Annotated in this window: 22 protein-coding genes and 2 pseudogenes; 11 read left to right on the top strand and 13 right to left on the bottom strand. The window is 67.1% G+C overall.

Annotated elements, in window-relative coordinates:
- Positions 1-143: 143 nt before the first annotated feature.
- The 4 genes and pseudogenes from HNR57_RS26855 to HNR57_RS26840 all read right to left on the bottom strand — a co-directional run bounded on the left by HNR57_RS26855 (position 144) and on the right by HNR57_RS26840 (position 4828).
- Positions 144-518, bottom strand: a complete 375-nt coding sequence (locus HNR57_RS26855; RefSeq protein ID WP_184563671.1) for a hypothetical protein — start codon at positions 516-518, stop codon at positions 144-146.
- A 195-nt stretch (positions 519-713) separates the two neighbouring features.
- On the bottom strand, positions 714-2702 hold the full coding sequence (locus tag HNR57_RS26850) for a hypothetical protein (protein WP_184563669.1): 1989 nt from the start codon (positions 2700-2702) through the stop codon (positions 714-716).
- A 1028-nt stretch (positions 2703-3730) separates the two neighbouring features.
- Positions 3731-4183: pseudogene (locus tag HNR57_RS26845) on the bottom strand (transposase); the annotation flags it as partial.
- An 81-nt stretch (positions 4184-4264) separates the two neighbouring features.
- A complete protein-coding gene (locus HNR57_RS26840; RefSeq protein WP_184563667.1) occupies positions 4265-4828 on the bottom strand; it encodes a cysteine hydrolase family protein in 564 nt (187 codons plus the stop codon).
- Between the two features lie 288 nt (positions 4829-5116).
- Between HNR57_RS26840 and HNR57_RS26835 the strand changes: the two genes are divergently transcribed.
- The 4 genes and pseudogenes from HNR57_RS26835 to HNR57_RS40645 all read left to right on the top strand — a co-directional run.
- Positions 5117-5863, top strand: a complete 747-nt coding sequence (locus HNR57_RS26835; protein ID WP_184563767.1) for a class I SAM-dependent methyltransferase — start codon at positions 5117-5119, stop codon at positions 5861-5863.
- Between the two features lie 187 nt (positions 5864-6050).
- A complete protein-coding gene (locus HNR57_RS26830) occupies positions 6051-6254 on the top strand; it encodes a hypothetical protein (protein WP_184563665.1) in 204 nt (67 codons plus the stop codon).
- Positions 6255-6313: 59 nt separating this feature from the next.
- Complete coding sequence (locus HNR57_RS26825) at positions 6314-6907, top strand: hypothetical protein (RefSeq protein WP_313674846.1); 594 nt, start codon at positions 6314-6316, stop codon at positions 6905-6907.
- An 84-nt stretch (positions 6908-6991) separates the two neighbouring features.
- Positions 6992-7159 (top strand): annotated as a pseudogene (locus tag HNR57_RS40645) (Tn3 family transposase); the annotation flags it as partial.
- Positions 7160-7973: 814 nt separating this feature from the next.
- On the opposite strand, the gene HNR57_RS26815 reads toward HNR57_RS40645, so the two are convergent.
- Together HNR57_RS26815 and HNR57_RS26810 are read right to left on the bottom strand one after the other, a co-directional pair.
- Positions 7974-8156 (bottom strand): hypothetical protein, encoded by a 183-nt coding sequence (locus HNR57_RS26815; RefSeq protein WP_184563661.1) that lies wholly within the window; start codon positions 8154-8156, stop codon positions 7974-7976.
- Positions 8157-8861: 705 nt separating this feature from the next.
- Positions 8862-9596 carry a transposase gene (locus tag HNR57_RS26810; protein WP_184563765.1) on the bottom strand — a complete coding sequence of 245 codons (735 nt, stop codon included), beginning with the start codon at positions 9594-9596 and terminating at the stop codon, positions 8862-8864.
- Positions 9597-9690: 94 nt separating this feature from the next.
- Between HNR57_RS26810 and HNR57_RS26805 the strand changes: the two genes are divergently transcribed.
- The gene (locus tag HNR57_RS26805; protein ID WP_246554955.1) at positions 9691-9960 is read left to right on the top strand and encodes a YrhB domain-containing protein; all 270 of its coding nucleotides are present in this window, start codon (positions 9691-9693) and stop codon (positions 9958-9960) included.
- A gap of 105 nt (positions 9961-10065) precedes the next feature.
- Here HNR57_RS26805 and HNR57_RS26800 read toward each other — a convergent pair whose 3' ends face one another.
- The 3 genes from HNR57_RS26800 to HNR57_RS26790 all read right to left on the bottom strand — a co-directional run bounded on the left by HNR57_RS26800 (position 10066) and on the right by HNR57_RS26790 (position 12962).
- On the bottom strand, positions 10066-11358 hold the full coding sequence (locus HNR57_RS26800) for a GAF domain-containing sensor histidine kinase (protein WP_184563658.1): 1293 nt from the start codon (positions 11356-11358) through the stop codon (positions 10066-10068).
- Positions 11359-11656: 298 nt separating this feature from the next.
- Positions 11657-12595, bottom strand: coding sequence for a glycoside hydrolase family 16 protein (locus HNR57_RS26795; protein WP_184563656.1), 939 nt, complete (start codon positions 12593-12595; stop codon positions 11657-11659).
- 154 nt (positions 12596-12749) lie between these two features.
- Positions 12750-12962 carry a hypothetical protein gene (locus HNR57_RS26790; protein WP_184563654.1) on the bottom strand — a complete coding sequence of 71 codons (213 nt, stop codon included), beginning with the start codon at positions 12960-12962 and terminating at the stop codon, positions 12750-12752.
- A 653-nt stretch (positions 12963-13615) separates the two neighbouring features.
- Here HNR57_RS26790 and HNR57_RS26785 point away from each other — a divergent pair.
- The 3 genes from HNR57_RS26785 (at position 13616) to HNR57_RS26775 (ending at position 14912) form a co-directional block, all read left to right on the top strand.
- Positions 13616-14092, top strand: coding sequence for a hypothetical protein (locus tag HNR57_RS26785; protein ID WP_184563652.1), 477 nt, complete (start codon positions 13616-13618; stop codon positions 14090-14092).
- 380 nt (positions 14093-14472) lie between these two features.
- A complete protein-coding gene (locus HNR57_RS26780; RefSeq protein ID WP_184563650.1) occupies positions 14473-14664 on the top strand; it encodes a hypothetical protein in 192 nt (63 codons plus the stop codon).
- A complete protein-coding gene (locus HNR57_RS26775; RefSeq protein ID WP_184563649.1) occupies positions 14661-14912 on the top strand; it encodes a hypothetical protein in 252 nt (83 codons plus the stop codon). Before HNR57_RS26780 ends, HNR57_RS26775 begins: the two co-directional genes overlap by 4 nt.
- Positions 14913-15216: 304 nt before the next feature.
- Here the strand turns inward: HNR57_RS26775 and HNR57_RS26770 are convergent, their stop codons facing one another.
- The gene (locus HNR57_RS26770) at positions 15217-15723 is read right to left on the bottom strand and encodes a hypothetical protein (protein ID WP_184563647.1); all 507 of its coding nucleotides are present in this window, start codon (positions 15721-15723) and stop codon (positions 15217-15219) included.
- Entirely contained in the window at positions 15724-17676 is a 1953-nt protein-coding gene (locus HNR57_RS26765; RefSeq protein WP_184563645.1) for a pre-toxin TG domain-containing protein, read from the bottom strand.
- Positions 17677-17933: 257 nt separating this feature from the next.
- Here HNR57_RS26765 and HNR57_RS26760 point away from each other — a divergent pair, with 257 nt between their 5' ends.
- The gene (locus HNR57_RS26760; protein WP_184563643.1) at positions 17934-18440 is read left to right on the top strand and encodes a GNAT family N-acetyltransferase; all 507 of its coding nucleotides are present in this window, start codon (positions 17934-17936) and stop codon (positions 18438-18440) included.
- Between the two features lie 485 nt (positions 18441-18925).
- On the opposite strand, the gene HNR57_RS26755 is transcribed toward HNR57_RS26760, so the two are convergent.
- Complete coding sequence (locus HNR57_RS26755; RefSeq protein WP_184563641.1) at positions 18926-19447, bottom strand: hypothetical protein; 522 nt, start codon at positions 19445-19447, stop codon at positions 18926-18928.
- 939 nt (positions 19448-20386) lie between these two features.
- Between HNR57_RS26755 and HNR57_RS26750 the strand changes: the two genes are divergently transcribed.
- Entirely contained in the window at positions 20387-20716 is a 330-nt protein-coding gene (locus HNR57_RS26750; RefSeq protein ID WP_184563639.1) for a hypothetical protein, read from the top strand.
- 212 nt (positions 20717-20928) lie between these two features.
- Here the strand turns inward: HNR57_RS26750 and HNR57_RS26745 are convergent, their stop codons facing one another.
- Entirely contained in the window at positions 20929-21330 is a 402-nt protein-coding gene (locus HNR57_RS26745; RefSeq protein ID WP_184563637.1) for a MerR family transcriptional regulator, read from the bottom strand.
- A gap of 47 nt (positions 21331-21377) precedes the next feature.
- Here HNR57_RS26745 and HNR57_RS26740 point away from each other — a divergent pair, with 47 nt between their 5' ends.
- Positions 21378-22178: an MBL fold metallo-hydrolase gene (locus tag HNR57_RS26740; protein ID WP_184563635.1), complete on the top strand. Its 801-nt coding sequence runs from the start codon at positions 21378-21380 to the stop codon at positions 22176-22178.
- The last annotated feature ends 220 nt before the right edge of the window (positions 22179-22398 follow it).

The raw sequence follows: 22398 nt of genomic DNA, 5'->3' as shown, positions 1-22398 counted from the left end.
TCGGGCCATGAGGCCACGTAAGCGGCCTCGGTGTGCACGCAAGTGAAACGCTCGGCTGAGATCCTTCAGCCGAGCGTTTGACTGCTTCCCGCTGGCCGTGTCATGGCGGGCGGGTGCGAGGCCCTTGTCGGGGCGGTCCGTTCCTAGTCCTCGTACTTGATGGGGGGTCCCAGGCGGATGATGGTTGAGCAGTGCAGCTGCTGCTGGTACTGCTGGGAGCCCTGCTGGTACCAGAAGCGGCAGTCCTTCAGTGTCCCGCGTATGGGGCCGGTGACTTTGACCCGGGCGACGTAGTAGATGTCGCTGCCGGACTTCGCCTTCACAGTGAAGGGGTGCCCGGCATAGTTCCGGGCCTTGGACAGGCTGGGTATGCCGCCCCTGCCGTCGGTGCGGGCGAACAGAATGTTCCCGTCGGTCTCGTTGCCGTTGACAGCCCGGTACTCAATGACCTTCAGGCCCTTGGGGACATGAGAGAACTCCGCTCTGGTGATCTCCACGTCCTGGCGGAGATGTTCCAAGGCAAGGGCAGCCCTGCCCAGTACTCCTCGCCGACCTGCGCATGCTCATAGCCTACGTCTCCGGCCGACTGCGTGCCGCCGTCGAGTGCGGAGCCCTCGCGGACCCCGCCCGTCGGTACGCCCGTGATCAGCCAGACCGCTCCGGCTGCCAGGAGCGCGAGACAGCAACCGAGGCCACCGAGGACGGTGCGGCGCCTAGTTGGAGTAGAAGACGCCAGGCTTGCTCGAAACCGGCCCATTCTTCCCCCAGATCAGGTGCTTGTCACTGGTGCGGTTACCCGCGGTGATCTTCTGCTTGTGGTTCGTGTCGTAGCCGGTGGTCACGCCGAGCGCAACGCCCATGAAGTTGACGGCGTTGCCGAACTTGCTCGACTTCTCCCTGCTCAGCTGGAAGTACGTCCCCGGCTCCACCCTGGCCCGATGGCTCTTGGGCGACCTGTAGTAGCCACGGTAGCCGTCCTTGGAGGAGACGTTCTTGCCGATCTTGCCGACCGAGCCGCCGGAAGGAACCTTGTAGCGGCCGGCCTCGATGGTGTACCAGGTGGAGCGGACACCGCCGAAACAGATCCGCTGGTGCTTGTACTTGATGTACTCGATCGGCACCTTGTACTGGCGGGCGTAGAACGAGCCCTTGTTGGTGTAACCGTCGACACGCCCGTCTCGTGCGACACCTGCTTGCTGCCGCCGACCTTCCAGTCCCCGTTGCTGTTGAAGGCGATGTCGATGGTGCTGTTCATGGTCTCGTCGTACTCGAACGCCGCCTTGGAGTCCCAGTTCGCGTGGGCCTCTCCGACCACCGTGTACTTGATCTTGGCGGACTGCATGTACCGCATTGTCACACGACTCCGGCGCGAGGGGTGTGATCTTCTCTGCGCTGATGTCCTTGCCGCCCTCAAGGTAGGGGTTGTAGTCGGCGGCCAGGGCACCGCGGTCGGACTGCCAGGTCGGAGTCTTGTCGTCCGTCGCCATGGGGTCGGCCTCGGCCTGAGCGGCGAACGTCCTCCTCTCCTGCTCCGGCGTCGGATCTTCCGCCGCGGCGTCGTCGACGGTGTTCGGCAGCATGGGCACACTGTGGCCGTCGTCAATCGCTTCCGCGGCAGCGGCCGCTTCATTGCTGCTGGCGGCCCGCAGCACTGTGGACCGTGGCGGTACGGCGACCAGGGCGTCGACCCCTAGGACGGAAACGCCCGAGGTGGTGGTGCCGGTCGTGGTGGCGTTGAGGTTCAACGCTCCGCGGTTGTCGTCCATGGCCGTTCGCACAGCCGCCGGGAGGGCGGAGGGAAGCGTCAACGACCAGGTGCCGTCAGCGGCAGTGGTCGCCCTGCCCAGCTCGGGTTCCTTGGCTCCGGCGGCGCTGTCGCTACCGGCGACGACGTCGGCGGCGGTGACGGTGACCTCCAGTCCGGAAGCCCGTTGCCCGTTGCCCGTTGCCCGTTGCCCGTTGCCCAGCGTGAACTTGCCCGTGACGGTGTTCGACGGCCGTGGCGTGTCGGGGTCGGCTGCTTCCTGTGCGACCGGCAGGACGTTCTCGTCGGCCGGCGGGGTGCCGAAGTGGGGCACGACATTGGGATCGGCATCGGCCAGGCAGGAGGCGGGGGCCGCCATGACATCACCCAGGATGCCGACGGTCACCTCGTCGTTGATCGTGGCGAACGGGTCGGTGGTGGCCTTGCTGATACGGCCAGTGGTGTCCGGGTCATCAGTGGTGATGAGAGTGTTGATGACACCGGGACCGGGGCTCCACGCCTGCGTGACACCACTCAGCCCGGTCTTGTCGGTGACCGTGGCACCCAGCGCCGTCTTGATGGCGCCGGCGGTGTCCTTGGTCTCCACGTAGGTGCGGTGCGTTATGGCACCATCGATGCTCAACGTGTAGATGACCGAGCCGACCATCCACACGTCCTGAGCGCTGATGAGCTCAGTCAGCTTGCTCGAGCGGGGCAGTGCGGCGATAAGGCTGATGGCGCCGTCGCCGGTAGCCGGTGCACACTGCTCGAACACATTCACCGTGTCGTCGTCGTTTATGACGAAGATCCGCGCGCCGTTCGACCACACCCGCTTGGCCCCGCCCCAGTTGAGCTTGTACGACTTCACCGGAGTCAGCAGCGCACCGCCAGTGGCGGTGTTGTCCTTGTAGGCCTGCAGCGGCGCGTCGCGGTCGCTGCCGGAGATCTCGTAGATCAAGCCGTTCGGCGCGGTGAGCAGTTTGCTGGTGGCCGGTACTGGGCGGTGAACTCCGTGTCCAAGAAGCTCGACCCGCTCTCCTTGGGGGCCCAGTCCATGTACTTGTCCAGAGTCCCCTTCTTGGCAGCGTTGCTGCTACCTGACGGCCTCAGCACGTAGGTGCCCACCGACGAAGTGCACGCCGCGTCAGCGGCAACCGCTGCGCTGGGGCGATGGCCTGTGGCGCGAGCGCGGCCGATGCTATGAGAGAGCCCGCGCACGCAGCGCGGATCTTCTGATGGCGTGAGGTGCCATGGTTCCCCCCAATTGCGTGGTGCTGCAGGCATAGGTGAGCTGGTCGGGCTCACGCTGGCCTGTTTCAGACACGCTGGTCAGACGCTGAAACTGAACACGCCCATCCGGATGTGTCCAAGATCTGCCCAGACAGCAAAGCTTGTGATTGCAGCATGAAGCAAAGGTGTTGAGCTTCTTCTAAGCTGCACTGATGATCTTTTTATTATCCATTGCCTACTTCGTTGGCCATGGCGCGGTTGCGGGCCGCTCCACCCCGCTGGCGACAGGGTCGAAAACGGACAGCGAACCTCCCGCCGAAGCCGTGCCAGCGGCCAGTGATCCAGATCCGCCCTGCTGCGCTCCCTGTGCAGCTCCGTCACCAGTGGGGCGACCTTCGATGTCGCCGAGGTCTCCGGTATCTGTTCGATCTTGTAAAGGCCGCCACGATCACAGCACCTCCGCGGGTATCGGGGCGTAGTGCCCTGCATGGACGAGCAGCAGCACCCAACTTCTAGTCCTACTCCGGGCACCCTGCCGGACGAGCCGTGATCACAAGGTGCGATCCGCTGACCTGCGGTGTCTCATAAGAGCCAAACCAGTTGGGTATCGGCCGGGCGATGGGCGCGCGGTGCACGGCCCCGACTGGCCGGCTGGCGGTATGGGATGGAGCGGGCGGTCATGGCACAGGCGATCTGGACCGGTGCGGTCACCTTCGGAATGGTGACATCTCTGAACTAAAAGCCTAAGGGGTCCTTTCAGAATGCTGGGTTCTTGCGGGCGAGGGTCATGCAGTGGGCGAACTGGAGGAACGCGTCGTGCATGTCGTCCCGCGTTTCCCAGCGGGTTCGTAAGCGGCGTGGGCCGTGGAGCCAGGCGATGGCGGACTCGGCAACCCACCGCACCCGGCCCAGGTCCGAGCCGTGCGGTTCTCCGCGCCGGGCGATCTTCGGGACGATGCCGCGCTCGCGCAGACGACGGCGGTAGATGTCGTGGTCGTAGCCGCGGTCGGCATACAACGCCCGGGGCTTGCGCCGAGGCCGGCCCCGCTTGCCCCGCACCGGCGGCACGCCGTCGACCAGCGGCAGGATCTGCGTGACATCGTTGTGCCCGCCCGTCAACGACACCCGCAGCGGGATACCGTGCGCCTGGGTCAGCACGTGGTGCTTCGAGCCCGGCCGTGCACGATCAACCGGACTCGGACCGACTTTTGGGCTGCTTCGGCATCACTTGGGTGCTTGAGGTGGGGCGCTTGGAGTGCTCTGCGTGGTGAGGGTCCGGATGGCCTCCCGCTATTGCGGTGCGATGGCCTTGAGCCAGTCCTCGACGGCGACGACATCTGCCCACTGCGGGAACAGCTTTTCGGTGAGCATCGTGTGCACCTCGGGGTCGGTGTCGAGGCAGGCATCCGCCAGGACGGTGAGGCCGAAGTCCAGGTCGATGGCGTGCCACAGGGTGGACAGCACCACAGCGCTGGTGGCGATGCCGGTGAGAACAAGGCTGTCGATATCGCGAGCCCTGAGTACCAAGTCGAGGTCGCTGCCCGAGAACGCGCTCCCCCGCCTCTTGGTAACCACCACGTCGCCCTGCTGGGGCGCAACATCGTGATGAATCTCGGTACCAGGGGCCCCCTCGGTGAAGAGGCCAGCCCGCACAGCGTTTGTCATCACCCTGTTGCGAGGGCTGACTTCCGGATCGCCCGGCCGTAACCCCATCACCACGTAGATCACGGGGATGCCGGCAGCCCGGGCACCGTCGATCGCCCTGCGCAAGCGCGGCAGATATCCGGAACCGTCGTCGGCGATGGCCACGACGTCCCGTTGGACGTCCATCACCAGAAGTGCGCTGTTCGCCATGCCTGCCGTCCCTCCTCCGTCGGGAAACAAGAGCAAGTCTGGTGGATCAACCGAGCTGCGGTGGAGGTTTCGGAGATCCTCATCAGCGTCGCGCCTCGGTGCGCCCATGACCGGTGTCGGCCCTCATCGACATTTTCTGCCCTGTGATCACCAAGTGCTGTCCAGATTCGGTGATAAGCGGTGTCGCGCATCAGTCACGAAGCCACCGTCGGGAGCCAGGTAATGCCGTGCCGGGGAAACGGCGTCAAAGTGCTGCGCCAAGCACTTCGGACCGCCGAGGATGGTCGAATGACAATCACTTCGCAGGCCCGTTCCTTCGACAAGGCCGCCGCCAGCTATGCAGCGAACCGCCCTTCGTATCCGTCCGCCCTGCTCGATGCGGTCGAGGAACTCGCCGACCGCCCCTTAAAGGGCGCCCGCGCCGCGGACATCGGCGCCGGCACGGGGCTGGCAACCGCCCTCCTGCACGCTCGCGGTGCGCGCGTCATCGCGATCGAGCCCGGCCCCGGAATGGCCTCCCAGTTCCGCCTCAGACTGCCCGATGTCCCCGTCGTGCTCGGTGACGGCAACAACCTGCCACTAGCCTCCGAGTCCATCGACATCGTCACCTATGCCCAGGCCTGGCACTGGACCGACCCGCACAAGTCCGTCCCGGAAGCCCTCCGAGTACTGCGCCCCGGCGGCACACTTGCCCTCTGGTGGAACGACTCGGACAGCACTGTCGGCTGGATAGCCGACCAAGACGCCCGCCTGCGCCACCTATTCGGCGCCGAGGACAGCGAACCCGACCCCATGGCCCGATTCCGCCATCTGCCGCCCGAACTGAACTTCGTCACCCGGCAGGTGTCGTGGACGAGGAGCGTCCCACTCGAAACGCATCTCGCGAATCTCGCCAGCTACTCCGACTTCCTCGTCCTCGGCAAGAACGCCACCGAGACGTTCCTGGCCGCTGAGCACGACCTCCTGACTGAAGCCTTCCCGAACAGGACGATCGAGGAGCGCTACGTGGTCAGCTTGGCCGTTGCTACCCGTTGACACGGCAGTAGGTCAGCGGGTGGATCCATCCATGCGATAGGGCTCTGACCTGTGTCGAAGCCCAGCTCAACTTGTCATGTGGGGCTCAGACACAGGCTCTCAGCTTGTTCTTTAAGGTCCTGGTCGGCCTTGAAGGTTGACCGTATTGAGGCTCGTCTCCGCAGGTGTCGTTCGGCACCATGATCGGGTGACGAACCACGAGGAAGCCGGAGCACCGTCCATCAGCACAGGGTTTGCTGTAGGGATGCTGATCGGCATTCCATCTGGGTTCCTGCTCGGACTGGCTGTTTTCGACAACATGGCGATGAGCCTGGTGCTCGGCGGTGGTGTGGGCGGAGTCCAGCCAGCAGCACAGGAGCGACAATGCCAGGTGGCATACGCAGCAGCATGACTGCACCGGCGGGTAGGGCGGAGGAGCCGCCCATCGAGGCAGTGCCACCGTGGAAGTCGGTGCGGCGTACTGTCGCGGTGGTGTTTATCGGCTGGGCGACCGCCGCTGGCACGACCGGCCTCGCCTACCTGACGTTGGGGTCGAGATGGGTACCCATCACCGTCGGGGTGGTGCTGTGCCTAGCCTTCGCCGTGGCACTGATACTGCTCCACCAGGCCCTGTGGCTAACGGTCCTGTCGTCGGTGCCGGCGCTCTTCGTCCTCGTCGGAGCCGTGCAGTACGCGCCCGAGGCCGCACTGGAACTGCGCGGTGTACGGGAACGTGTCGCCATCGTGGCCGACAGCGCGGCCGGAACGTCCAGTGACAACCACCGCTTCACCCTCCGGACCACAGACGGCGACGAACTGGAGGAGAAGCTAATCCACGACGGCGACGCGTGGGCCCCGAAGGTGGGTGACCAGCTCGACGTCATGCGTGACCCAGAGGGAGCTGTACCCATGGAGCAGGCGGATGACGTGGACGCTGCGGGGCGGCTGGAGGGCCTGATTGGCGGCACGGCGGGCTGGACGCTGATCGCGGTATTGGCGGGCTGGCGCGGCCATGTCCGCCGGCGCCGGGGCCGTGGCGAGTCCTTGCTGCTCCAACTCGCGTAAATTTCATCTCGTAGCGCCAGCCCGTCCCGACCGGCAGGGTCGGGACGAGCTCGGCGAGCGCGACGTCGACGGGAAAGTCCACAGCATCAGGCTCCGTCCGCCATGGAAAACCAGATCGGCGCGCTCAGTCTGGTCCTCAACGCCCTGGTGCTCTTCAACACCCGATACATGGACGCCGCCGTCACCCGGCTCCATACCGAGGGCTTCGACATCCGGGACAAGGACGTCGCCCGGCTCTCCCCGTGCGTGCGCGGTAGACCGCGGAGCATCAGGTCAGCTTGGGCCGGAGTCCGCCATGCAAGAGCTGCGCAGGTTCCCCAGCACCACCAGAGGGACCGCCGTGGGGGCAGGTTGTGGATGCAGCTGAAGGATCCGGTGGGCTGGCGCACGACCCTGTACGAATTCATCTGGCAGCCGTGGGGCCCGCCGCTTGCCGACCACTATCCAGTACTCAGTGGAGGATCTGACAAGGCCCGTCGCCCAAGGCTCGGGCCTGGCGGAGCGTCTCGCCCCACTCAACTCTGCTGACAGGCCGCCGCATCGGCGCAGCCGTCGTAGGTCTGGCGACCGTGATCGGCACCGGCGCCGCTCCTTGGCTGCTCATTAATGGACTGCCGGGGCCGGGACAGCGCCGTTACGGGTGGCTACCCGATCCAGATGATATCCAGGACTGACAAGTGTCGGGTGAGTCGGTTGATCACGTAGACGACGGAGAGCTGGCCGACGGACGCTGCACGGACATCCTCGCCTTCCGGGTCGCCTTCTCTGTCAAATTCAGCGTGTTGAAGTGAAGCACCCTCCGGACAGCTCAGTTGGCAACTGCGCTCGGGAGTTCGACCAGGATCCGGCCGCGTTGGCTGTTATGGCGGCCAATGCGCTCGCGGTGCCCCAGAACCCGGCCCGCTCGTGCACGGCCGGACTGGCGATGTTCGCACCCCCATCTGGTGCTGTCATCTGTCTGACTAGGTCCACGTGAGGCACGGCTCCGGTGCGGGAGGCGTGTTTGCGCGACGTGCCGGGGGCCGTGCGGCGCACGGCCCCCGGCGTGGTGTCTGCGCTGTGAGGGTTACGGGGTGAGGTGTTCCAGGAACCGGGCGAGAACGGCCCGGACGGTGCCGGAGACGGCGCCGCGTACTGCGGCAGCGGTCAGGAGCAGGCGCTCGCGGCGGGTCGAGTGGGTGCGGGACATCGGTTTTCTTTCCACGAGGTCGTGGTGGGCGGTTGAGTAGCCGGCCGGCTCGCTGTTCACGCTGGAACCCGTACGAAGATCAACTCTGAGTTGCGACAATCCGTCAACGAGTGCGGAAATATCCGCTGTTCACGCCATGCCGTAGTCGGGGCGGGGAGAAGATAGTGCGATGAGTGGCGATACGGCGGCGGACAGGTGAGCGTGAAGCGGCCGCGGCTGCTGGGGCGGGCGCGGGTGGGCTGGCCCCGTGCACTGCGGGAGCTGAAAGAGCTGCTGTAAGAGGTGTATCTGGCGGCAGACGCTCCCAGCCTGGATGAGATCACCGCGGACATCGCCACCAATAACAATCTGGCGGGATCGCCGAAGCGGGACACCGTACGCCGCTGCATCAGCGTCCCTTCCCTGCCAGCCAAGCGGGCTGATGCCGTGTCCGTGGCCACCGTGCTGGCCCGCCGTGCGGCGTGGGATGCCCAGGACCTGGCGGCGCGGGTGCGTGATCTGTGGGTCCGGGCCCGGATGGCGCAGGGCGCCGGCCGCCCGATTGGCGAGTTTGATGACCAGCTCATCCTGGCCGACCTGGAAGTCCACGCAGCCCTTGGTGCCGGTGACGCCCCCAACGGTTCGGGGCCCTGCCCACCTACCTCCCGCGGGAGCATGACACGCGTTTGGACACGGTGGTCGCCGCCGCTGCGGAGGCTAAGGGCTGTCCCATAAATGATCTTCGAGGCGTCTCGGGCGTGGTTAGCCGTCGTGTGGCCCGCTGGTCTATCCGGCGAGGGTGAGGTTGTGCATGCGGGCGATGCTGAGCATGGCGTGGTGGACGCCGTCGCCTTTGAGGCGGCGGTCGCGGAGGATCTTCCAGGTCTTCATCCGGGCGAAGACGTGCTCGACGCGAGCGCGGACCTTCTTGTGGGACCGGTTGTGTTCCTCTTTCCAGGCCGGGAGGTCACTCTGGCCGCGCTCCCTGCGGTGCGGGGTGACGAGTCCGGTGCCCGGGTATCCGCCGTCGGCGATCGTGAGGGTCTTGCCGACGGCAGCCTTGGCGCCGGATTCCGCCCACGCCTTGCAGTCGTTGCGGTTCCCGGAGAGCGGCGGACCGACCACAACGACCATGCGGGTGTCGGCGTCGACAACGACCTGGTGGTTGGTGGAGTACCGGTAGTTCTTCGACCGCTCGGCGATGGTGTGGTCGCGGGTGGGGACCAGGGTTCCGTCGACGATGAGCACGGCATCCTTGGCGAACCGCTTGCGGGGCTGGAGAGCGAGCATCGGCCCGAGATGGTCGATGATCCGGTCCGCCGCCGACTTCGACACCCCGAACAGCGGGGCAAGCTGCCGCATAGTGAGGTTCGTGCGCCAGTAGGCCGCGACGAGCAAGGCCCGGTCCTCCAGCGGAAGCCTCCACGGCCGGCCCCTGCGGATAGCGTCCGCTCCTGCGCGTCGCAGCACCGTCACCAGCTTGCCGAACTGCCGTGGGTTAAGCCCGGTGAACGGGGCTATCCAGGACGACTCCGACGGTGATCACATCAGCCACACCAAGATCATCCCAGGCCGGTTAGGGTGACGCCTTCGGTCGACGGACTGGAGGCGGATGATGGAGCAGAACGAGGCCCTGCAACTCGCGGTGACGTTCCTCGCCCGCAGCCAGCGCGATGACGAGCCGCCTCTGGCCATTGACGCAGAGCGGGTCCGTGAGAGCAACGGGCTTCTGATCGTGCCCTACAACTCTGTGCAGTACCTCGCCTCGCGTGATGTGAGGGAGCAGCTGTTGGACTGCTGGCCCATCCTCGTCGACCTTGCACGCGGAGACGTGCGATTCGGGACCCTGGACGAGCGGTATCTGTGGAGGAACCCGAGCGCCTGACGACTGTCCGGCAACCACAGTTACGGGACAGCCTTTAGCGGCGGCCTGATGGGGGCTTCTGAGATGGCGGGGAGGCCGCGGTCTGAGTTGCCTGCCTCACGGCGGTCAGGCTTGGTGGGACTCCGACCGTGATCCCTCATCTGGTGATCTCGAGGAGGAAGCCTGGTTCGGTGTGGGGCTGGTGGGCAGGGTGAGTACGGCGGTGGTGCCGCCGCCCGGTGTCTCTTCGAGGTGGAGGGTGCCGCCGTGAGCGGCGGCGATGCGCTGGCAGGTGGCCAGTCCGATGCCGGAGCCTTCGATGTGCTGGTCCAGCCGGGTGAACATCTCCATCACCCGCTGCCGGTCCTTGGGCGGGATGCCGCGGCCGTTGTCGATGACAGCGATGTGTGAACCATGCGGTTGTGTTTCGGCGGTGATGGCGATCTGGCAACATCGTTCGGGGTTGCGGAACTTGAGGGCGTTGCTGACGACGTTCTGCAGGAGTACGCGCAGCTGGGTCGGGTCGCCGACCACGGTGGGCAGGCTTTCGATGGTGACGCGCGCACCGTGGGTGCGGATGGGGCTGTCGAGGTCCTCGATGACGGCGTGGGCCAGGGCGTTCAGGTCGATGGTTTCCAGGTGGAGTCGTCCGCCCGCGCTGGCCAGGGCGAGCACGTCTTCGATCATGGTGCGCATGCGGTTCGCGGACCTGACGACCCGTTGGGCGCAGAACGTGGCGTCGGGGTCGTTGGCGATCGCCGGGATGTCGACGAGGTTGGAGGCGTGACCGAGGATGCCGGTCAGCGGGTTCTTGAGGTCGTGGCTGACCTGTCCGGCGAACTGCTGCAGCGCACGGTTGGAGCGTTCGAGTTCTGAGCGTGCTTGGTCGGCCGCTTGCAGGGCCTGATGCAGGAGCCGCTGGTGACGGTGCAGGTCGAGGACGTCGACGACCATCCGGGCCAGCTTGTCCAGCGCGTCGCGCTGTGGGGCGGTCAGCTGGCGGACCTGGGTGTCGAAGACGCAGAGAGTGCCGAGGACTGGTCCTTCGGGGGTGCGAAGCTGGGAGGCGGCGTAGAAGCGGATGTCGCCAAGGGCGCCGGTGACGTAGGGGTTGTCCGCGAAGCGCGGGTCCAGGCTGGCGTCGGGGACGCAGACGGGGGCGGGTTCGACGATGGTGACCGCGCACATGGAGTTGCTGCGGGCACATTGGGTCGGTTCGAAGCCGATGGCGGCGACCAGGTTGGCGTGTTCGGCGGAGATGATGTTGATCACCGCGTGGGGGGCCTCGCAGGTGTAGGCGGCGAGTTCCACGATCGACGCCAGGTCCGGCGGGGCCGGTGCCACCAGGATGCCGTACCGCTCAAGGACGCGGAGGCGCTCTGGCTCATCGGCGGTCACCGGGAACGATGCTGTGGCCATGGTGGTCGTTCCATCCTGCCCTGCGGGTGTGGAAGACCGTTTCCCCGTGCGACGCCAGCGACGACGGTGTGAACAAGCGGATCACCCAACGGGCCGAAGCTGAGCGGTGCCTCGGCATGGCTCACTCGGACGGCGAGCTGGTGGCATTCCGGCGCGACGTCGGGCTGCCCCATGACGAACTGGGCGATTCCTCTTGGGTGGAGTGGCGCGGAGCTGGCCCTCACCAGTGGGAGGGCCACCACGCGTGAGCGTCCGAGCCGCGCGAAAGGTGGCTGCAGATCTGTTGGTTTCGTCAGGGTCAGTGGCGAGCGGTGGTGGAGACGGCGACGTAGTCGATGAGCATGGGATAGCCCGGGCGGGTCTGCGGCGTGGGAGTGGGGTGCCCGGCCAGCGCGTTGGGGAAGCCGCCACCGATGGCGAGGTTCAGCAGCAGGAAGTGGCCCTGGGCGGTGGCCGCTCGCCAGGTGACCGGGGTCATTTGTGTGGAGCTGACGGTGTGGTAGCGCCGTCCGTCGACGTACCAGTGCAGCCGTTCGGTGGAGGTGCGGCGGTCCCATTCCAGGGTGTAGGTGTGGAAGGCGCCGGTGCAGCGCGCAGGGGGGCAGGTGGTGCTGGCGGCCAGGCCGGTGCTCTCGTTGCACGGCCCCCCAGTGGGCGTGCCGCAGTGCATGACGCCCCAGATGCGGTTCAGGCCGTTGGCGTTCTCCATGATGTCGAACTCGCCGGACGTCGGGGAGGGGACCCCGGCCCGGTATGAGGCGCCCAGAGTCCAGAAGGCCGGCCAGTACCCTTCGGCGGCCGGGCCGGTGACGGCGGGCAGATGGATGCGGGCCTGGATGCGCATGCGACCGCCTGCGGGGGGCCGGAAGTCGCTGCGGCGTGTCTCGATGCGGCCGGAAGTCCACTGCCCCGCCGAGTCCCGCAGGGGGGTGATGCGCAGGTTGCCCTGGCCGTCGTGACTGATGTTGGCCGGGTCGGTGGTGTAGGTCTGCACCTCACCGGTCCCCCAGTTGGGCGGGCCGCCGGGGTACCCGGTGCCAACATCGATGATCCACTTATCGGCATCGGGCAGGCTCCCCGCGCGCCCGTTGAAGCCGTCCGTCCACTGAAGCTTCCACACATGCGTGGCCGACGCGAGGCTGCCGCCTGCGGCCGACGGGGCCAGGCTCGCGCACAGGGCGGTCAGCGCAGCCGCCAACCTCAGCCAGGCACGGCGGTTACGGAAAGGCATTCCCATCGGGCTGCACCTCGTGGGTAGTGGTCGACGGACCCCGTAGCCGGAAGACATTTTGCACCATACCTGCGCAATGCCCGGCTTGATCGACGACACGGCAGGAAGCTGTCACGAGCTCCTGCATTGGTGCGGCGAGCGTGCGGTGCGGTGGCGCGGATCACGTCTGCGAGGCGAGGCTGGCGACGCGGGCGCCCTCGTACCGGCTTGCCGCGAGGGGCGACTTGCCGTAGGTGCCGGCGATCCACCAGCGGGCGGGCCAGCGCGTTGCGCCACCCCCTCCTGCCCCGACCACGCCGCGTTCGGCACGCCGTTGCGGTAAAGGCGGCGTGGTGGGCAGCAGAGCAGCAGTGGCGCGAGCGCGATCTGCCACCACAAACCCCGCGCGCACCGGCTGCTGGAAGCCGACGGCCCACCGGTGTCGCGGCAGCCGCCACCGTCATGGCAGGAAGCCCGAAGGCCCGGGTATGCCAGAGCGAACTACAGCTGGGGCACGGGGCAGGTCCGCCACCATCCGAATCCCCAGTCAGTCTCGCGGTATACATGAGGTCAGCTCAGTGTTGATCATCTCGCCGAGCTTCTCTGCCGAACCCACCCGAGGTCGTGGCCGCCCACCGGCAGCGGCTGTATCTGGAGCGGCGCCTGGGCGGACGCGATTCCCGGCCGCACGTCATGGAGGGCGTCGTTGAACACCGACAAGTTGGACATCTGACACTCGGCCCGGGGGCGGCCCCATCAGGCGGCCGCCCAGGCGCCAGCCTCCGGCGTGGGGGCCCCGGCATCCGACGAAGAGCCGCCAAAGCCTCCTGGCGTGTGCCCGGACCATCCAAACGCACCCGGCGATGCACGCGGCTGGCCCGAGGCGTCTACCTGACCGTGTGCCTCGGCATTCCTTGCCGCCATCACCCCACCACCCTCCAACCTCGAGACCGTCTACACCGCTTCCGTCGAGACCATCGACTACGACCGTGTTGGCACACGCTCTCGGCTGCCAACGTCGATCCTCTCTGGATGTATCTTGCCGGCATGAAACCGGCCGGCCTTTGCGCCATCGCCGCATTGTGCGGGCTGGCCGCGCTCGGCTGGGCCCGGCACTTCTACTGGTTCACCGGTTCGAAGTCCTACTGCATCGCCACTGTCGGCACGCTCACCGTGATGATGACGGCGGCCTTGATCCTGGGTCTGTCTTCCGCCACCTCCGCCGCCCAAAGCACCGCTGGCCAGGCCGCGGCCGGGCATGATCCTTCTGCCTTCTTCGGCATCAGCGCCCGGCTGGTCTGCGTGAGCCCCCTCGACGAGGCGAAGACGGCCGTGCAGCCGGGACCGCTACCCACCGGCCATCCGGTCCTCGCGTTCGATATCACCGGCGATGAAACCTGGCTGTGGGATCCGCAACGGGCCAAGGGCACGGCCAACCCCGCGGAGAAGGCGCTGCGCGTGCGCACCGATCAGATCGCGACCCGGCCCGATGAGCGCGGAACCCACACGTGTCCCCCGCTGTAGCTCCCGGGTCTAGAGCTGGTCCGGATCGGGCGGCGGAGGTACCGAGCGATCATGACCGGTATGGATGAGCAGGGGCCGGTGCGGTGGGAGCCGTGGCTGGCGGTTTCTGGCTGGCGAGCCAGGGCTGTTGAGCGTGGCGGTGTCGATGAGGTCCGCTGCTTCTCACATCGGCGTTCCGCTCAGGCCCCGATGTGTGACAGCGAAGGACCCGCCCAGTTGAGCAGCCAAGGGTGCGCGTGCAGGCTGTTGGAGGCTGCCGGCAGCTGGAACTGCAGGTAGCGCCAGGGGTCCCGGTTCACCCCGCCGCCAGGCTGCCCGTCTCCGCGCTGGCAACACCCGAGAGACCGCCGCGCTTGCTGCCCCCCGGGATCGTCCGTCGTGTGGCGAACATCCCTCCGCTTCCCAGCGGTCTGCGCCTCGACATCTGCACAGCGCCGCAGCGGCGCTTGCGAGCGCTGCTGGCCCTCGGCATGTTCAACCACGGCCCAACCAGCCTGTGGCCGCGCCACGTCAGCCTGGCCGACATCACGCGCTGCACCCTTGTTGTCTCCCCCGCCACGACGCTCTGGTGATTACCACCCGAGCCCCCTCCAACGTGACCTGCTGGCTCGTCGGCCGCGACAAGTTCCCCCAGATCGGACTGCCGGGGCTGCGGGTGGAGAGCTCCTACGAAGACGGATGGCGCCTGCACCACCTGCCCACCGGCGCCACGATGACCGTGACCAGTGACCGCCACGGCCGCCTGCAAGGCCCTCTTGATCCGGGCAGCGACTACTCCCGTCTTTGGACCAGCGAGGTCCCGGTCAGTGACGAGGAGTGAGCCGTACTGAACGAACTTCGAGGCAGGGGCGGAGCGCTACCGCACGCTCGTCGCCCGCGTGCGCGGGCAGCATGCGTCGCCCGACGCGACCGAGGAACTGGAGTGGCTGGCGCGGGCCCTGCGCACCGCAGATCGAGCCTGACCGGCCGATGCGCGCTTGTGCGCCGACTCGTAGTGTGCGGGACACCGCGCAGTGAGCGGCGCGGGCCATCTGGGCAGCCGGTCCCGAGGTCGGGCAGACCTCGGAGCCGGCCACGTGGCTGGGGTGAGCCGCACAGGTGGTGGCACGGCCCGCCCCGAGGGCTCAGCGCGCCGCGCGCCACCACGCGGGAGACACGCTGAGGCTCCAGACCTCACCCGAGTGCCCCTGGGCGTGTCCGTCCGCGCGGACGAAGATCCTCACGCCGGACTCGAGCACCCGGTAGCGGCGCATGTCCCCGGACGTACCGTCCTCGTCCGGGTCGGGTTCGACCGAGCAGCCGAGCCCGGTGATCGCGGCGGCCAGGTGCTCGAAGCGCGTGGAGGGAGCGAAGGTGCCGTAGGCGCCGCGCAGGGCCGCCGGGACGGATGACTCGGTGTCCCACCGCAGACGGTGCACCTGCACGCTCACTCCGAAACAGGGCCAGGCGCCGTCCTCCTCCTGGAACGACAGCTCCACCAGCCCGTAGTCCCGGCGCAACAGGCTGCCGTCCTCGGTGTCGAGGCAGTCGGCGCCCAGCGTGGCTTCCCATTCGGCGGGCTGCGCGCCGATCCCCACTCCCAACACGTCGCCGCGGGTGGCGACGTGGGCGTAGAAGTCCAGGTCGGACATCTACATCCTCTCCATCGCTTCTATCAGGGCCTGCAGTTCGGCCGTCCGGTCGTTGCTGAAGCGCCACTGCGGATTGCGGCCTTCCTTCATGGCCTTGGCACTGGACTCGAAGACCTCCTTGGCGGCCTTCGTCACCCTGATCATGTCAGCGCGCACCTTGGGGTCGGACTTGATCGTCGCCACGACGGCGTCGACCTGCTTCTGCGTTGCGGTGCCGTTCCGCAACCGGATCGCCTCGCCCCGGATGCCGCCCTGGCCATCCGGGCGCAGTGCCACTTCCATGCCGTCCTTCATGTTGACGTGAGCGCCCTTGGTAACCCAGTCCTGGTCGACCTGGCCCACGTGGTCGATCTCGAGGCTGCACTTGTTCTTCTTGGCATTGTGGACCAGGACGGGCGTGCTTCCGACGAGCACGTAGTACGTGTGCGCGCCGGCGACGGTGAGGTTGTGGACCGTCTGTTCGACGGTACGGGTTGCAACCGCGGTGACCTCCACGTCCGCGCCTGTGCTGGTGCGCAACCCCGTTCCCGCGGTGAGGTCGACGGCATCGGTCCACACTCCCGGGCCCGGCGTCCAGAACGGGTGACGGTCCGTCGCCGTGATCGTGTCCGTGCGCTCTCCCGCCGCGCCGTCGGTGTCCACGACAAGCGTGATCAGGCGCTTTTCCCCCGATCCCGTGATCAGGTCGGTCACCGGCTCGGCCCGGGTGGAGCCGGTTGCGGGATCGGTGGCCAGCACCTCGTCGCCCTCGCGCACGCGCTCGATCGGCGTGCTGCCCCCGTCGCCCATGAGGACCAGGGTCCCGGCCGGGAAGCTGTTGTCGGTGACGCTCCCGGCGACGCACTTGCCCTTGCGAGCGGTCCGTACATCGTCGCCGCCGAGGGCCTTCTTGCCCGTCTTGAGCCAGCGCAGCACGACCAGCGCGCCCGTGGCCCGGTCGAAGCCGCTGAGCTCCTCGTCGGTGGCGAGGTCCTTGCCCGTGACGGCCTCGACGATGCCCTTGCCGTCACCGATGCCGGGCAGCAGGTCCAGCAGCAGCCCCATGCGACGCTGCTGCTCGTCGGCGTCGAGCCCGGAGGTCCCGGAGCCCCAGGTGTCCTTGAGGTGCGAGAAGTCGAACTCGATGCCGGGCAGTTCCTTGAGCTTCTCGGCGCCCTTCTTGATGCCGGGCACATGCTTGTTCAGCTCGTCCATGCCCTTGTTGGCCTGGCCGATCCCCCGGTTCATCTCGTCCATGCCCTTGTTGGCCTGGCCGATCCCCCGGTTCATCTGGTCCAGGGCGCCGTTCACCTCGCCCAGCGCGTCGTTCATGTCGTCGAGGGCGTGGCTCATCTGGCTGAGGCCGGCGTTGATCTTGTCGAGGTCTTTGCCCATGCCCTCGAGGCCGGTCCTGATGCTCTTCGCCGCCTTCTGGAACTCCGGGTCGCCGACGAGCGCGGCCAGCGCGAAGATGATCTGCAGGAACGCGACGGTGACCTCGGCCAGGGCCACCACGGTCTGGATGGTCTCGTTGACCTTCGCGAGCCGGTGGTCGACGTCCGCCTGCGCGGCGGCGTAGGCGGCGCGGATCTGCTTCTCCGCCTTGGCCCGCAGGGCCGGGTCGGTGATGGCGGCGGGGTCTTGCTTGACCGCCTCCTTCAGCTCGGTGAACCCGACGAGCTCTTTGCGGAGGTTGGCGAAGTGCTGGGTGTTGTCCTTGTGCAGGTAGTGGATGGCGTACGCGGCCACGCCCACGCCGGCCCCGACCCGGATCGCCTTGTCGGCGAACTCCCGGTAGCAGGCGGGCTTTTCGAGCAGCGGCTTGCCGCCGCAGCCGGAGTACTTGGCGGCGGACCTGACGATGCTGGCGAGTTTTTCGGCGGCGCTGACGGCCGCCTGCCGCTTCTCGATGCCGTCGGCTGCCGCAGCGGTCTTCTCCCCCAGACCCGGGCCGAACAAGACCGCCAAGGCCACCAGAAATGCGACGGTGTGCCGCGTCAATCGGTGATGCATACATGCCCTACGTCGAGGGCCCGCGGGTGCACGGCTGGTCGACCGTCGCGCGGGCCCAGAGTCCCCGGACGAGAACTCCCCCTGGAAATTACCGAGCGGTAGCTTACTTGAGTCGCCACACTCCTCGGGGCGCACGCCGCAGGGCGCCCCTGGTGAGCCGGGGCCCCGGTGCGCAGCGGGGACTCACCCGTCCCTTCGGGATGCGTAAGATGCTCCACATGCAGGTGCGTAGTACATCCATGCGCGGCGGGATCGTCATACGCCGGGCTGTGGCCCGGGACGTCAAGCGGCTCACGCGGCTTGTGCGGGGCTCGCGTGCCTACGGGGGGCAGTACGCGGCGATGGTCGCGGATTACCGCGTCGGGCCCGACTACGTCGAGACGCATCGGGTCTTCGTGGCTGTCGACGCCGGTGATTCCGAGGGACGGGTGCTCGGCTTCTACTCGTTGGTCCTCGTGCCGCCGGAGCTTGAACTGCTCTTCGTCGAGGACGGGATGCAGGGACGCGGCATCGGGCGGTTGCTGGTCGAGCACATGAAGGCCGAGGCCCGCGCGGCGGGGCTGGACCGTGTGCGGGTGGTGTCGCATCCTCCGGCCGAGGGGTTCTATCGCAGCGTGGGCGCGCTGCTCACCGGGACCGTCTCCGCGAACCCGCCCGCCGTGGCCTGGGACCGGCCCGAGCTGGAGTTAGCCCTGACCAGCACAAACGCCCGCCGAGCCTTTTAACGCCAGAGCTACCTACAACGAACCCAGCCACGCTCAGCGCAGAACACACAGCCCCACATCACACAGCCCGACCTCCCCACCGAAGCCGCCCACCCCGCCTCTCAGCGAACCAGCAACACACCAGGCCAGCCGCCGCCCCATACACCAACAAGCCCCCCTTCGAGCGTCATGAAGGCAGCAATCGACTGCCCCTCCGGCTACGTGTACATCTGCCCAGAGATCAACTTCGGCGGTCAGCCATGGGTGCGGCATGCCATGGACGGCAGCGTGACGGACCTTCCCTCCGCAATCCGTGACCGCGGCAGCTCGATCCGCCACACGTGTGCGTCACCCGCAGCAGCGGCTCCATCCACGACCTGAGCGGCTACAACCTCAACGACCAGACCCGCTCCCTGAAGATCAACCGCAACGACTGCGGCGCGGCTGCCCCCTACCCCGCACCACAGCCGACAACAGCCCGCAGCCCGAGGGTCGAAACGACCGGCCTAGGCAGCATCGTGGATGACGAGCTTGAACTCGGCGAGGGTCAACAGACGCGGGGTGGCGTCGTTGTGCGTAACACGGAGCGCAACCGGGGTCCCCGGGACAACGAAGACGCCATGGTTCTTGACGTAGTACTGGCCGCCGGGCGTCGGCGTGCGGTGCTCGGTGCCTGTGGTGTCGTTGGGATTGGGCGTCAGGCCCAGCGGGTCACGGACGTACTGGTCGCGCAGCTCGGTGTAGCCGGCCGTGCCGCTGGCGGACTCCCACTGGATCATCGCGTGCAGGTGGCCCCAGCCGGCTTTAGACGGCCAGATCAGGCCGCTACGGTCGTCTGTCGCCCAGTCACTCACCACATAGCCGTCCGGCTGGACGGCCTGGTGCATCTCGAATCGGTCCGTCGATTCCGCCGCTCCGTAGGGGAACCGGACCATCTTGTACGCGGTCCCCGGCGAGATCAGCTGAGGTGTATCGACCTTGAGAGAGCAGACCTGTACTCCGGCCGCAACGCCACCATCCGTAGCCATAGTTCAGCATTGCCCGCGCTCAGCCGACGACATGCCCGCGCCGACACAGCCCGAGCTGCTTCGCACCGTGACGCGGTGCATGAGGTAGAGGCAGGTGGTTCCGGTGGCCCGGCCACCGCCTACTCAGTACCCGTCTGCGATCTTGATGGCGAGGAGGCGGCGCTCATCGGCTTCCTGCGGCACCGGGCACCGCAACCGCTGCTGGATCGCTCGCACCGCGCGCGTACGCGTACGCCTCGGCACGGTCATCGTTGCTGATTGCTTCCACATGCCGGTGAGCCGCTCGAGCACCTCAGACCGCGTGTTGTAGTCGCTGTCCGGGAAAAGGCGGTCGACGGATGAGAGGATCTCGCCGTCCTCAGCGTAGGAGATCCAGCAAGAGCCCGACTCGCGAGGTTATCCGGTTCGGCGGCTGACCCTGCAGCGCTCGGCACACCTGCGGGGTGGGCGGGGAGTTCTTCGGGCGACCCGGTCCTCTGGTAGCCGTCGAGCAGCATGTCGGCCTGGACGGCCACGGTGTCACGGCCGCCGCCCGGCCATGTGTGGTCGGCTGCCGCACGCTGCAGCAGACGACCTGCTCATAGAAGTCATGGTATGCATATGGCCGATAGTCGATCATGGAAACGAACGGGGAGTACGTGACGATGCTTTGGACGGCACGCAATGCGGCCGCCGGTCTTGCGCTGATACTGGCATTGGCTGGCTGTTCGGGCGACGGCAGCGAGGAAGACAACAGCGGCGAGAGCGGCAACGGCGCGGTAGCCGCGCAATTCAACCCTTCCCAGGTGGCTCAGGCCATCCCCAGCAAGCTGGTAGCTCCGAAGGGCTGGAAGGGCATGGAACCCCGTGTCCTGGAGGGCAGCGAGGCCAGAAAGCATTGTGAGCTCGTGGGCGACTGGGGCTGTGCAGGGCTCACATCCCTGGCCGACGCAGCACCTCATGCTGGACTCTGGCGGCGACACGGATGCGGACTTCACGCTTCTCGCCTACGACTCGGTGGAGAGCGCCAAGGTCGGCATGAAGACGATGGCTGCCGGGCAGCACGAGGGCGACACGAGCAAGATCAAGCCCCTCTCCGTCGAAGCTGGCGCCGATGAGACGAACGCCTACCGAAAGGACCCCTTCAAGGTCGTGGCCCTGCGCGTCGGCACTGTCGTCGCTCTCATCATCGGAGAAAACCTACCCAAGAACCACGACCTGCAGTTCTTCGCCAAGCTCCAAGTCGACCGCATCAACATCGCCGTCACCGGCAGGAACCCGGACTCGTAGAGTCCTGGCGTGTGTGGTGGCTGGCTGGCCGTTTCCTTGAGTGCTGGCGGGAGCCTCGCTGTAGGCGAGGGCCGCGACGGTTGTCGGTCGCTACTGGTCCATGTACGTGTAGCTGTTCAGGTTCGCACCCCGGCGGCCGCCCGGCCCCGTAACCGCCGCTGAACTGCAACTCGTCCGTGCCCGGCGATGATCACTAGAAAGAGCCGCCTGGGCTAGGGGCTGGTGCGGACATTGCCGACGGCCTGCTTGAAGCCGGGACAGTCAACGATGAGCTCGTGGTCGCAGACCGCGGCGTGCCGGAGGCTATCGCGGAGCCGCTTGAGCTGGCCGATCTGCTCATCCAGGTCGCGGGCCTTGGCGGCCATGCGGACGCGCAGGTCCGCGTCGGACGGCCGCGCCACGAGGAACCGGCCAATCTCAGCAATCGAAAATCCGGCGCCGCGCGCACATGTGATCAGCGCCAGGCGTTCCAACACGTCCGGATAGTAGGTGCGGCGAAGGCCGTTGCGGCCCGCGGGGGCGATCAGGCCCTTCTTCTCGTAGAACCGCAGGGCTGAGGGTGTCAGTCCGGAGCGCCGTGCGACCTCGGCGATGTCCAACAACGTTTCATCCATCGAGTCCCCTTGACTTGAATCGCAGTTTAAGTTGCAGCCTAGTCGCCATGAAGATCCATCACTTGAACTGCGGATCGGTCCGGACGATCGAAGCCACTTACGACGGCCCACAGCCCACACCTGCCGTGAATCACTGCCTGCTGGTCGAGACCGACGCCGACGGCTTGGTCCTGGTCGAGACCGGACTGGGCCTCGGCAACATCTGGGATCCGGGCGGCACGCTCGGCGCCGAGTGGGTCGAGATGGCACAACCCGCGCTCGACGAGGAGGAGACGGCCATCCGGCAGGTCGTCAGGCTCGGCCATGCACCATCCGACGTGCGCCACATCATCGTGACCCACTTGGATGTGGACCACAGCGGCGGCCTTCCCGACTTCCCCGGCGCCCAAGTCCACGTGATGGCCGCCGAACTCGCCGTGGCGCGCGCCGAGGCGCCGAGCTTCCGCTACCGCCCGGCCCACTGGGCACACGAACCCGAATGGGTCACCTACGATCACGAGCTTGGCGAGCAGTGGTTCGGTTTCACCGCGTTGGAGCCGAAGGGACTGCCACCAGAGATCAAACTCATCCCCCTCGGGGGTCACACAGTCGGCCACACCGGGGTCGCCGTGCTGAACGGCGACCGGTGGCTTCTCCACTGCGGCGACGCCTACTACTACCACCGGGAAGTCGGCGAATTGAAGGAACCCCACCCGCTGCTGGACATCGTCCAGACGCACTCACAGGCGCACCGCGACCTGCGGCTCGGAACTCAGGCCAGACTCCGCGAGCTGATCCGTGACCACGGCGACCAGGTCGAGATCTTCTCCGCGCACGACCCATGGGAGCTGGCCCGCTACCGCACCTGAGAATCTCGTGATGATGTCACTCCGCAGCCTGAACGACCCCCGAGAAGCCGTCGAGCAGACCAGGCTGGTACCGCAGGCGAACCGCGCCACCCGAGGAATCGAAGTCCAGCAGCACCAACCGGCCCTGCTCCCACCACGACTCGTAGCCGACTTACTGGCGCTGTTCGGGTCGTAGACGCCCAGTACCAGCCTGGAAGTGCCGCCCACCGCGCGACCAGCC

Origin of the sequence: Streptomyces paradoxus, from assembly GCF_014202475.1 — a bacterium.
In the GTDB taxonomy this organism is placed as follows: domain Bacteria; phylum Actinomycetota; class Actinomycetes; order Streptomycetales; family Streptomycetaceae; genus Streptomyces; species Streptomyces paradoxus.
The sequence above is the reverse complement of the archived record's forward strand: the minus strand, read 5'-3'. Positions and strand labels throughout refer to the sequence as shown.